Annotated in this window: 10 protein-coding genes; 7 read left to right on the top strand and 3 right to left on the bottom strand. The window is 70.9% G+C overall.

Features of this window, described 5'->3' with window-relative positions; translation table 11 throughout:
* Positions 1-2: 2 nt before the first annotated feature.
* The 7 genes from A6A06_RS13395 to rodA all read left to right on the top strand — a co-directional run bounded on the left by A6A06_RS13395 (position 3) and on the right by rodA (position 7438).
* Positions 3-362, top strand: a complete 360-nt coding sequence (locus A6A06_RS13395; RefSeq protein ID WP_073761427.1) for a DUF4233 domain-containing protein — start codon at positions 3-5, stop codon at positions 360-362.
* 180 nt (positions 363-542) lie between these two features.
* Positions 543-956 carry a nucleoside-diphosphate kinase gene (ndk, locus tag A6A06_RS13400; protein WP_073761428.1) on the top strand — a complete coding sequence of 138 codons (414 nt, stop codon included), beginning with the start codon at positions 543-545 and terminating at the stop codon, positions 954-956.
* Positions 957-1245: 289 nt separating this feature from the next.
* Positions 1246-2265 carry a rod shape-determining protein gene (locus tag A6A06_RS13405; RefSeq protein WP_003985182.1) on the top strand — a complete coding sequence of 340 codons (1020 nt, stop codon included), beginning with the start codon at positions 1246-1248 and terminating at the stop codon, positions 2263-2265.
* A gap of 174 nt (positions 2266-2439) precedes the next feature.
* Positions 2440-3372 (top strand): rod shape-determining protein MreC, encoded by a 933-nt coding sequence (gene mreC / locus A6A06_RS13410; protein WP_073761429.1) that lies wholly within the window; start codon positions 2440-2442, stop codon positions 3370-3372.
* 3 nt (positions 3373-3375) lie between these two features.
* Positions 3376-4095, top strand: coding sequence for a rod shape-determining protein MreD (gene mreD, locus A6A06_RS13415; RefSeq protein ID WP_073761430.1), 720 nt, complete (start codon positions 3376-3378; stop codon positions 4093-4095).
* The gene (gene mrdA / locus A6A06_RS13420) at positions 4092-6233 is read left to right on the top strand and encodes a penicillin-binding protein 2 (RefSeq protein ID WP_073761431.1); all 2142 of its coding nucleotides are present in this window, start codon (positions 4092-4094) and stop codon (positions 6231-6233) included. The genes mreD and mrdA overlap by 4 nt, the downstream gene beginning before the upstream one ends.
* On the top strand, positions 6230-7438 hold the full coding sequence (rodA, locus tag A6A06_RS13425) for a rod shape-determining protein RodA (RefSeq protein ID WP_073761432.1): 1209 nt from the start codon (positions 6230-6232) through the stop codon (positions 7436-7438). Before mrdA ends, rodA begins: the two co-directional genes overlap by 4 nt.
* A 19-nt stretch (positions 7439-7457) precedes the next feature.
* Here the strand turns inward: rodA and A6A06_RS42755 are convergent, their stop codons facing one another.
* The 3 genes from A6A06_RS42755 to A6A06_RS13440 form a co-directional block, all read right to left on the bottom strand.
* Positions 7458-7922, bottom strand: coding sequence for a hypothetical protein (locus A6A06_RS42755; RefSeq protein WP_073761433.1), 465 nt, complete (start codon positions 7920-7922; stop codon positions 7458-7460).
* 108 nt (positions 7923-8030) lie between these two features.
* A complete protein-coding gene (locus A6A06_RS13435) occupies positions 8031-9803 on the bottom strand; it encodes a SufS family cysteine desulfurase (RefSeq protein WP_073761434.1) in 1773 nt (590 codons plus the stop codon).
* Entirely contained in the window at positions 9790-11169 is a 1380-nt protein-coding gene (locus A6A06_RS13440) for a family 2B encapsulin nanocompartment shell protein (protein ID WP_073761435.1), read from the bottom strand. The genes A6A06_RS13435 and A6A06_RS13440 overlap by 14 nt, the downstream gene beginning before the upstream one ends.
* Between the last annotated feature and the right edge of the window lie 238 nt (positions 11170-11407).

Consider the following 11407-nt stretch of genomic DNA (forward strand, 5'->3'; position numbering starts at 1 on the left):
CCATGCGCACGCTGTGTGCGAGCACGCTGATCGGCGAGTTCTTCGTGATCGGATTCGCCGGTCTGGTCGCCATGCAGACCTCCGGCCACTCCACGGCCACGGTCTGGACGGTCAGCGGCATCGCGATGCTGCTGTGCGTCCTGCTGTGCGGCGTGCTCACCCGCCCCGGCGGCGTGCAGCTCGGCTGGGCCCTCCAGGCGGCCCTGATCGCCAGCGGCTTCGTGGTGGGCACGATGTTCTTCCTCGGGGCGGTCTTCGCCGCGCTGTGGTGGGCGTCGGTGCACTTCGGCCGCAAGATCGACGAGGCGAAGGCGCGCTGGGCGGCCCAGGCCGGGGAGGGCCCCCAGCCGGGTACGGCCTGACCGCGCCCGGAGGTCCGGTTCCGGGGGCGTACGGGCCGCGTAGGACGCACGTGCGAAAACTGCGCCCGCGTCACCCGTTCGGCCCCCTGACCGGCCCCCGTACCGCGTACAGCCCAGTGCCTTCACCCATGTAGCCTCAGGGCACCTGCCGTCTGTCGCCGTAACCAAGGAGCCCCTCCCGTGAGTCAGCGCACGCTCGTCCTCCTCAAGCCCGACGCGGTCCGCCGCGGCCTGGTCGGTGAGATTCTCGGCCGTATCGAGCGCAAGGCGGGCTGGACGATCAGCGCGCTGGAACTGCGCACCCTGGACCGCGAGATCCTGGAGCAGCACTACGCCGAGCACGTCGGCCGGGACTTCTACGAGCCGTTGGTGCAGTTCATGTCGTCGGGCCCGGTGGTCAGCCTGGTCGTCGAGGGCGAGCGGGTGATCGAGGGGGTACGGACGCTGGCCGGTCCCACCGACCCGATCAAGGCGCCCGGCGGTTCGATCCGCGGCGACTTCGGGACCATCACCCGGGAGAACCTGGTCCACGCCTCGGACTCGCCGGAGTCGGCGGAGCGTGAAATCAAGATTTTCTTCCCGGGTCTTTCCTGACATCAGGTCACCGGGACCCCCGGTGACCTGGGGCGACCGGTCCGGTGCCGGTCGCCTCGCGGTTTCCGCGCTCCGAACGGGGGAACGCTTCGGCGCGACACGACGTCCCCATTGAGGGGGGCGGGTCCGTGTTCCGCCGACAATGGCGGAGGAACCCCGCACCGCGTTCGAGCGGTGGGGACTTCGTGACTACGATGGAGCTTCCGCGCCCCGGCGCACCACACCTGCCGACCTCAAGTAAGCATTCGCTCCAGTTGGGAAGGCCAGACGTATCCTCATGGGGAACAACATGTCGTTCATCGGCCGTGACATGGCTGTCGACCTCGGGACCGCCAACACGCTGGTGTACGTCAGGGGTCGCGGGATCGTCCTCAACGAGCCGTCGGTCGTGGCCATCAACACCAACACCGGCGGCATCCTCGCCGTCGGGGCCGAGGCGAAGAAGATGATCGGCCGCACCCCCGGCAACATCGTCGCGGTGCGTCCCCTGAAGGACGGCGTGATCGCCGACTTCGAGATCACCGAGCGGATGCTCCGCTACTTCATCCTCAAGATCCACAAGCGCCGTTACCTGGCCCGCCCGCGCGTGGTCGTCTGTGTCCCCTCCGGCATCACCGGAGTCGAGCGCCGCGCGGTCATCGAGGCGTCCACCCAGGCCGGCGCCCGCCAGGTGCACATCATCGAGGAGCCGATGGCCGCCGCGATCGGCTCCGGCCTGCCGGTCCACGAGGCCACCGGCAACATGGTCGTGGACATCGGCGGCGGCACGACCGAGGTCGCGGTGATCTCGCTCGGCGGCATCGTCACGGCCCAGTCGATCCGGGTGGCCGGCGACGAGCTGGACAACGCGATCATCCAGCACATCAAGAAGGAGTACAGCCTCCTGCTGGGCGAGCGCACCGCCGAGAGCATCAAGATCACCATCGGTTCGGCGTACGACCTGGAACAGGACGAGCACACCGAGATCCGCGGCCGGGACCTGGTCTCCGGCCTGCCCAAGACCGTCGTCATCTCGGCCGCCGAGGTCCGCAAGGCCATCGAGGAGCCGGTCAACTCCATCGTCGACGCGGTCAAGACCACGCTCGACAAGTGCCCGCCGGAGCTGTCCGGCGACGTGATGGACCGCGGCATCGTGCTCACCGGAGGCGGCGCCCTGCTCCGCGGCCTCGACGAGCGCCTGCGCCGTGAGACCGGCATGCCGATCCACATCGCCGAGGACCCGCTCGACTCCGTCGCGCTCGGCAGCGGCAAGTGCGTCGAGGAGTTCGAGGCGCTCCAGCAGGTCCTGGACTCCCAGCCGCGCCGCTGAGGCACCGACATTCCGCCGTACGGGCGGCTGATCGTCCGTACGGCGGATCGTTGATATACAGGCACCACGCCCCGACGGGCGAGCACTGCGTATAAAGGCACAACGCACTCCCCAGCGCGACCGGCGCGGGCCCGCAGCCGGCCGGTCCTACGAGGAAGGACACGGCCGCCGCACGTGAGGGACACACGAGAGAGCCGGCTGCTACTGGTGCTGCTGGTCGCCGTCGCGTTCGCACTGATCACGGTGGACATCCGCGGCGGTGAACGGTCCCCGCTCGCCGGTGCCCGGCAGGCCGCCGCCGCGGCCTTCGGGCCGGTCGAGAGCGGCATCGCCACGGTCGTCGACCCGGTGGGCAACGCGGTCGGCGCCGTACGGGACTCCGGCGAGCGGCACACCCGTATCAGCGCCCTGGAGCGGGAGAACGCCGCGCTCAAGGCGAAGCTGGGCTCCTCCGACCGCAACCGCAACCGCGCCGCCGAGCTGGACAGGATGCTCAAGACCGCCGGCACCGGCCAGTACGGCATCAAGGGCGCCCAGGTCATCGCCATCGGCGCGGCGCAGGGCTTCTCCTGGACCGTCACCATCGACGCCGGCTCCCAGGACGGCATCGCCCGCGACATGACCGTCCTCAACGGCGACGGCCTGGTCGGCCGGGTCACCACCGTCGGCCGCAGCACCGCCACCGTCCTGCTCGCCAACGACCCCGACTTCACCGTCGGCACCCGCATGGAGAAGACCAACGAGATCGGCTTCGCCACCGGGCAGGGCGGCAACTCGCTGCGCGTGCAGCTCCTCAACGGCAGGGCCGAGGTGAAGAAGGGCGACCGGCTGGTCACCTTCGGCTCCAGCGCCGACAAGCCCTTCGTGCCCGGCGTCCCGGTCGGACAGGTCGTCAGGGTCGACCCGTCCAACGGCGATCTGACCCGCTCCCTCCAGGTCCGTCCGTTCGTCGGCTTCTCCAAGCTGGACGTCGTCGGCATCGTGGTCCAGGCGCCCCGCGAGGACCCGCGCGACACGGTCCTGCCGACCAGACCCGCCAAACCCAAGCCGACGCCGACGGTCACCGTCACGGCCTCCCCGTCCGCGAGCGCCTCCCCCAGGAGCTGACCGATGCGCATCAAGAGGACCCTGCTCTCGGCCGCCCTGGTGGTCGTGGCCCTGCTGGTCCAGGTCAGCGTGCTGGCGCGGCTCCAACTGCCCGGCGCCGTACCGGACCTGCTGCTCCTGGTCGTCCTCGGCCTGGCGCTGGTGTACGGGCACGTGAGCGGCGCCCTGGTCGGCTTCGGCGCCGGCCTGCTCGCCGACCTCGCGCCGCCCTCCGACCACGCCATCGGCCGGTACGCCCTGGTGCTGTGCGTCATCGGGTACGTGGCCGGACTGACCAAGCCGGACAGCGGACAGCACCGCTCGGCGACCATGCCGCTGATCGTCGTGGTCGGCGCGGCCATCGGCTCGACCCTGCTGTACGCGGGCGTCGGCTCGCTCGTCGGCGACTCCGCCGCCCGCCACGTGGGCGTGGGCTGGCTGCTGTTCACCGCGACGCTCTACGACCTGCTGCTGGCGCCGTTCGCCGTACCCCTGGTCATGGCGCTGGCCCGCAGGACGGAACACGATCCGCTGGCGACGGACGCCGCCGGACAGGGCGGCCCCGGCAAGGGCGGCAAGAGCGGCTACGGCTGGCTCGCCTCCGGCACCGGACTGAAGGCGAGCCGCTCGATGCGCACCAACCTCCCGTCCAGGGCGGCCCGCATCGGCGGCCAGCGCGGCGGACTGCTCGGCCGTCCGGCCCGTAACAAGGCCGGACGCATCAAGGGGGTCAAGCGACTGTGACCAACATTCCGGAGACCGGCCGTACCTCGCGCGTCACGATCCGGCTGGTCGCCATCCAGATCCTGGTCTTCTCGCTGCTGCTCACGCTCGGCGGGCGGCTGTGGTACCTCCAGATCCGCAACGGCCGGGAGTACGCCGACGAGGCCCGCAACAACCACGTGCAGCAGGTCGTCGACCCGGCCACCCGCGGCTCCATCCTCGACGCCCGCGGCATCCCGCTCGCCGACAACCAGACCCGCCTGGTCGTCTCCGCCAGCCGCACCGACCTGCTGAAGATGAAGGACGACGGCAAGGCCGTGCTCGGCCGCCTCGCCAAGGTCCTCGGCATGACCGAGACGGAGATCCGCAACAAGGTCCGGCTGTGCGACGCCAAGACGCCGCAGCCCTGCTGGAACGGCTCGCCCTTCCAGCCCATCCCGATCACCGACGAGGCCACCACCCAGCAGGCCCTCCAGATCCGCGAACGCTCCGAGGACTTCCCCGGCATCTCCGCCGAGCCCACCGCCGTACGCCGCTACGCCGCGCCCGGCAAGGCGGAGACCGCCCAGGTCCTCGGCTACCTCTCGCCGGTCACCGACGAGGAGATCCAGAAGGCCAAGGACACCCGCTCGCCGCTGCTGCGCTCCGACCAGATCGGCCGGTCCGGGCTGGAGCGCACGTACGACAGCCAGCTGCGCGGCAAGGCGGGCGTGACGCGCTACGAGGTCGACAACCTCGGCCGGGTCATCGGGAAGGCCAAGAGCGACAAGGCGGTTCCCGGCTCCAACGTCGTCACGAGCATAGACGCCCGGGTCCAGGCCATAGCGGAACGGGAACTGGACCAGGCGATGAAGGACGCCCGCAAGACCCACGACAAGAACACCGGCACCAACTACAAGGCCGACGCGGGCGCCGTCGTCGTCATGGAGAACAAGACCGGCCGCATCGTCTCCATGGCCTCCAACCCCACGTACGACCCCAACGCCTGGGTCGGCGGCATCAGCGGCAAGGACTACGCACAGCTCACCGGCAAGGACTCCAACTACCCGCTGCTCAACCGCGCGATCCAGGGGCAGGCGGCACCCGGCTCGATCTTCAAGGTCATCTCCACCTCGGCCGCGGTCAACGCCGGGTACGACTTCAACGGCACCTACCCCTGCACCGCCTCCTTCAACATCGGCGGCCAGGTCTTCAAGAACTTCGAGTCCAAGGGGTACGGGCCGATCAACCTCGGCCGGGCGCTGGAGGTCTCCTGCGACACCGTCTTCTACAACCTCGCCTACCAGCAGTGGCAGAAGGACGGCGGCAACAAGCCCAAGCACCCGGCGGACTGGTTCTACAAGACGGCACACCAGTTCGGCCTCGGCAAGGAGACCGGCATCGACCTCCCCAACGAGGTCACCGGCCGGGTCCCGGACCGCCAGTGGAAGAAGCGGTACTGGGACGCCAACAAGGACAGCTGGTGCAAGCAGGGCCAGACCGGCGACGACTACGTATCCAAGATCGCCAAGGAGAACTGCGAGTCCGGCATGAAGATGCGCGCCGGTGACTCCGTCAACTACTCCATCGGCCAGGGCGACACCCAGGTCACCCCGATACAGATGGCGACGATCTACGCGGCCATCGCCAACGGCGGCACGCTCTACAACCCGACCGTGGGCAAGGCGATCGTCAGCGCGGACGGCAAGCGCATCGAGAACATCGCCCCCAAGACGCACGGGAAGCTGCCGGTGAACGCCGGGACCCTGTCCCAGATCGACGGCGCGCTGGCCGGTGTCGCCACCCGCGGCACCGCCGCCTGGCGCTTCCAGGGCTGGCCGCAGGACAAGATCCCGATGCACGCCAAGACCGGTACCGCCGAGGTCTACGGCAAGCAGACGACGGGCTGGTTCGCCACGTACACCAAGGACTACACGATCATCATGACCATCTCCCAGGGCGGTACGGGATCGGGGTCCGCCGGTCCCGCCGTGCGCAAGATCTACAACGCGCTGTACGGGGTGGACGACAAGGGCAAGATCGACGAGAAGGCGGCGATGCTGCCGAAGCCGCAGGCCGGCCTGCCCGAGATCCTGGGCGACGGCACCATCCAGGCGCAGCCCATCAAGCCCGTCGCCGCCAACCCGCCGCCCGCCGCGGCCGGAAGGCGGGGCCAGTGACCGGCTCGCACACGGCGGGCGGCTTCACCGTCCGCCGCTACAGCCCCGACCGCGGCGCCTGGGGCCGGCTGACCGCGCGCGACTCGGTCGTCCGCCGGCTGGACTGGGTCATGCTGCTGTGCTGCCTGGCGCTGTCCCTGATCGGCGCGGTCCTGGTCTTCTCCGCGACCCGCAACCGCACCGAGCTGACCCACGGCGACGAGTACGGCTACCTGCTGCGCCACCTGCTGAACACCGGCATCGGCCTGGCCCTGGCGGCCGGCGCGATCTGGCTCGGCCACCGCACCCTGCGGGGCGCCGTACCGATCCTGTACGGCGTCTCGCTGCTGCTGGCCCTGCTCGTCCTCACCCCGCTGGGCGCCACGATCAACGGCTCCCGCTCCTGGCTGGCCATCCCCGGCGGACTCTCCCTCCAGCCCGCGGAGTTCGCCAAGATCACCATCACGCTGGGGATGGCGGTGATCCTCGCGGGCCGGGTCGACGCGGGCGACCGCCCGCACCCCGACCACCGCACCGTCGTGCAGGCCCTCGGCCTGGCCGCCGTCCCCGTCGCCATCATCATGCTGATGCCGGACCTCGGCTCGGTCATGGTCCTCGGCGCGATCGTCCTCGGCGTCCTGCTGTCCTCCGGCGCCTCCAACCGGTGGATCCTCGGACTGCTGGGCGCCGGCGTCGTCGGCTGCGTGGCCATCTGGCAGCTGGGCCTGCTGGACGACTACCAGATCGCCCGCTTCGCCGCCTTCGCCAACCCGAGCCTGGACCCGGCGGGCGTCGGCTACAACACCAACCAGGCGCGCATCGCGATCGGCGGCGGCGGACTGACCGGCTCCGGCCTCTTCCAGGGCAGCCAGACCACCGGCCAGTTCGTCCCGGAGCAGCAGACCGACTTCATCTTCACCGTCGCCGGTGAGGAACTGGGCTTCCTCGGCGCGGGCCTGATCATCGTCCTGCTGGGCGTCGTCCTGTGGCGCGCCTGCCGCATCGCCCGCGAGGCCAGCGAGCTCTACAGCACGATCGTCGCGGCGGGCTGCATCGCCTGGTTCTCGTTCCAGGCGTTCGAGAACATCGGCATGACGCTCGGCATCATGCCCGTCACCGGACTGCCGCTGCCGTTCGTCTCGTACGGCGGTACGTCCATGTTCGCGGTCTGGATCGCCATAGGGCTGCTCCAGTCCATCCACGTGCAGCGGCCGGTGTCGGCCTGAGCGCGCACCGGTCCGTACGTCAGCGGCCGGACGCGGCGCTGTAGGAGCTGTAGGCGACGAGGGTGGCGAGCACCGCGGCGCTCGCCACCGTGGCGAGGACGATCCAGAGCGCGATCCTCGCCGTCCCCGCCCTCTTGCGGGGGCGCGGCCGGTCCCGGACCGGCTCCGGCGCGCGGGGCGCCTCCGGCGCGGTGCCGGCGGTGATGTCCGCGAGTAACCGGCGGCAGGCGGCGGCCAGTTCGCCCGTACCGCTGGCCAGCGGCAGCACCGTTTCTGCGCGTGCGGGAGCGCTCGTACCGCCGTCCAGTATGCGGCCCGCCCGTATGAGCACCTCGCCACGGGTCCCGGTGGCGGACAGGCTGATCCACCGCTGGACGTGCTCGCCCCGTATGACCACACCGCCCGTCCGGTCCCGGTAGACCGTGTGCTGCTGCCACAGGATGGCTGCCAACTGGCGTGCGGTGTCCGTCAGATGCGCGAGCATCGTCCCCCCTGCCGTGATGTACGCGAACCGAGGACCGCACTGTACCCGCAGGCAAGGACAGCGGAGTGCCCGCCCCGGTGGCGGGGCGGGCACTCCGGTTCGTTCAGCTCACGGTGACTGCTGGAGGCGCAGCAGGGAGGCCGCCAGCTGGTCCACCTCCTCCGGGGTGTTGTAGAGGGCCAGGGAGGCGCGTACGGCGCTGTCCAGGCCGTAGTGGGCCAGGGCCGGCTGCGCGCAGTGGTGGCCGGAGCGGACGGCGATGCCCTCCAGGTCCAGGGACTGCGCCACCGCCGTCGGATCGTGGCCCGCGAGGGTGAAGGCCAGCACGCCGATACGGTCGGGCGCCTCGCCCAGCACCCGCAGGCCGGGCACCGCCGCCAGCACCTGCTGCGCGTAGGCCAGCAGGTCGGTCTCGTACGTGGCGATGGCGTCGTGGTCGAAGGACGACAGCCAGTCGAGCGCCGCGAGCAGCCCGACCACGCCGGATATGTGGCCCGTACCGGCCTCGAAGAGGTGCGGTGCGGGCGCGAACGTCGTGCGGTCGAAGGAAACGGACTCGATCATGTTCCCGCCGCCCTGCCACGGCGCCATGGACGCCAGCAGTTCGGGCTTGGCGTACAGCGCGCCGATGCCCGTGGGCGCGAACAGCTTGTGACCGGAGAACGCGTAGAAGTCGGCGTCCAGAGCCTGCACGTCGACCGGGAAATGAGCCACCGCCTGCGCGCCGTCCACCAGCACCTTGGCGCCGTAGCGGTGGGCCAGCGCCGTCATCTCCGCCACCGGAGGGACGGTGCCCAGCACGTTGGAGGCATGGCTGACGGCCACCAGCCGGGTACGGGAGGAGAGCAGGTCGGCGTAGGCGAACTGGTCGATCTGCCCGTCCGGCAGCAGCGGGACCGGCACCACCCGGGCGTGCGTCTCGGCGGCGAGCTGCTGCCAGGGGACGATGTCGGAGTGGTGCTCCAGTACGGGGACGAGGATGTCGTCGCCCGGACCGACGTTGGCCCGCCCCCAGGTCTGGGCGACCAGGTTGATCGCCTCGGTGGTGCCGCGGACGAAGACGATCTCCTCGGGGGACGGGGCGCCCAGGAAGTCCGCGACGGCGGCCCGGCCCGCTTCGTACAGGGCGGTGGCGTCGCGGGCCATGGTGTGGGCACCGCGGTGGATGTTGGAGTTGGCCGAACCGTAGAAGGCGGCCACGGCCTCGATCACCTGGCGCGGCTTCTGGGTGGTGGCACCGTTGTCGAGCCAGACGAGCGGACGGCCGTTGACCAGCCGGTGCAGGATCGGGAAGTCCCGGCGCGCCATCTCGGGCGAGAAGGCCCCGCGTTGGGCACCCGGGAACTGGCGGACGGCGGACGGGACGGGGTCGGCATCGGTGGTCGGGGCGCCGCTTGTGGCCGGTACGGCGTCGGTGGTGGGAACCGCGCTCGCGGTCGGTACGGCACCGGTGGCGGGGACCGTACTCGCGGCCGGCGCTGTGTCCGTAGCAGGAACCGCGCTCATGCCCGGGACCGCACTGATGCCCGGGACGGTGCCGAAATCGGGGTACCGGCCCGCACCGGGTGCCGCGGACGCCGTACCCGGTACGGTACTTGGCACGGCGCCGCCCGTGGCGGAGTCCGCGCTCGGTACCGGCTGCATGCCCGGCAGGCCCGCCGTGGCCGCGGCCGGTACGACGGTCGCCCCCGCGCCCGGAGCCGCGCCCATGCCCGGTGCCGTGGCGGGTATCGTGCCCGCGTCCGCGGCCGTGCCCGTGCGTACCGCCGTGTCCGTACCGGCGGCGGGGGCCGCCGCCGTGTCCGCGGGACCGGTCTTCGCCCCCGTGCCGAGGAGGGCGCTCAGCGGTGCCGTGAGCCCCGTGACCTCAGGAGTAGTCATGGTACTTGGACACCTCGACGTTCTGCAGGACGGCGAGGGCGTCCTCGACCAGGACGGCGGTGTTGAAGTAGGCGGTGACCAGGTACGAGGTGATGGCCTTCTGGTCGACGCCCATGTTCCTTATGGACAGGCCCGGTTCCGCCTCGTCGGGCACGGCACTGGGGCGCAGCCCCACCACGCCCTGCTCGGCCTCGCCCACCCGCATCAGCAGGATCTCCGTCGTACCCGCGCCGTTGATCCCGACCTTGTCGGACGGCAGCAGCGGCACGCCGCGCCAGGTCAGCAGCGGACTGCCGAACCGGGTGTCGGTCACCGGGGGCACACCCCGGCGGGTACATTCGCGGCCGAACGCGGCGATGGCCCGGGGGTGCGCGAGGAAGTACGCGGGCTGCTTCCAGACCTTGGCCAGCAGCTCGTCGAGGTCGTCGGGCGTCGGCGAGCCGGTGCGCGGCTGTACCCGCATCCCCGGGGCGACCTGGTTGAACAGGCCGAACTCCGGGTGGTTGAGCATCATCGACTCCTGCCGCTCGCGCAGGGCGTGCACGGTCAGGTTGCTCTGCGCCCGGGTCTGGTCGATGGGCTGGTTGTAGAGGTCGGCGACGCGGGTGTGCACGCGCAGCACGGTCTGGGCGAGGCTCATGTGGTACTCGCGCGGCGTGTCCTCGTACTCCACGTACGTGCCCGGCAGCACCGGTTCGCCGACGTGCCCGGAGGCCAGCTCGACCGGCGCCTCGGCGCCCGGCGTCGGCATCTCGCCGGAGCAGTAGGACTCCATCGAGGTGCGCAGCGACTCGTCGCGGTCGGCCAGCTCCGCCAGCTTGGCGCGGCTGATGCACAGCGCGACACCGGGCGTCAGCGTGCGTACCCGGTACGGCTGGGACTCGCCCTTGGCCCAGGCCTCCAGGTCGAAGAACTGGCCGTCGCCGACGATCTCCAGCAGCGCGTCCTCGCCGTACCGGCCGGTCACCCGCTTCTCGGCGCGGCCTCGGACGAGCACCCAGAGCCGGTCGGCGTTGTCGCCCTCGGAGCAGAGCAACTGCCCGGCCTCGAAGGTGACTTCGTCGCAGGTCTCGGCCAGCTCGCGCAGCTGCCCCTCCTCGGCCTGCCGCAGGAACGGCAGTTCCCTGAGGTCCTCGGGGACGATGCGGTGGCTGTCGCCCTCGGAGAACGTGCTGATCCGGTCGTCGCCGAGGATGAAGGTACGGCGGCGGTTGACGCGGTAGACGCCGGCCTCGACGTCCACCCACGGCAGGGCGCGCAGCAGGTAGCGCGGGGTGATGCCGCGCATCTGCGGCGTGGTCTTGGTGGAGGTGGCGAGTTGCCGTGCCGCATCGGGACTGAGGCTCTGGCGGCCGTTGGTGGTCATCGGGTCCTCCTCGTGAAAGGGCGCGCGGGCACACCGCGGCCCTCTTGGCCACCGCGGTCCGCACGGGATGAGGGCACCGATCGTCCGAGCGGCAACTGCCGACGGCAAGACGGCGTATTTCCGCAACCGGCCGGAAAGGAGCTATCCGGCATTCGCAGGAGTTCGTGCAGAGATGAACTGTTTTTGCCCCGGGTGCCGCGTGGCCAGCCCCGAACCCGTCCGCCGCGCGGCACGCAAC

Source organism: Streptomyces sp. CB02923, from assembly GCF_001905005.1.
Taxonomy (GTDB): Bacteria; Actinomycetota; Actinomycetes; order Streptomycetales; family Streptomycetaceae; genus Streptomyces.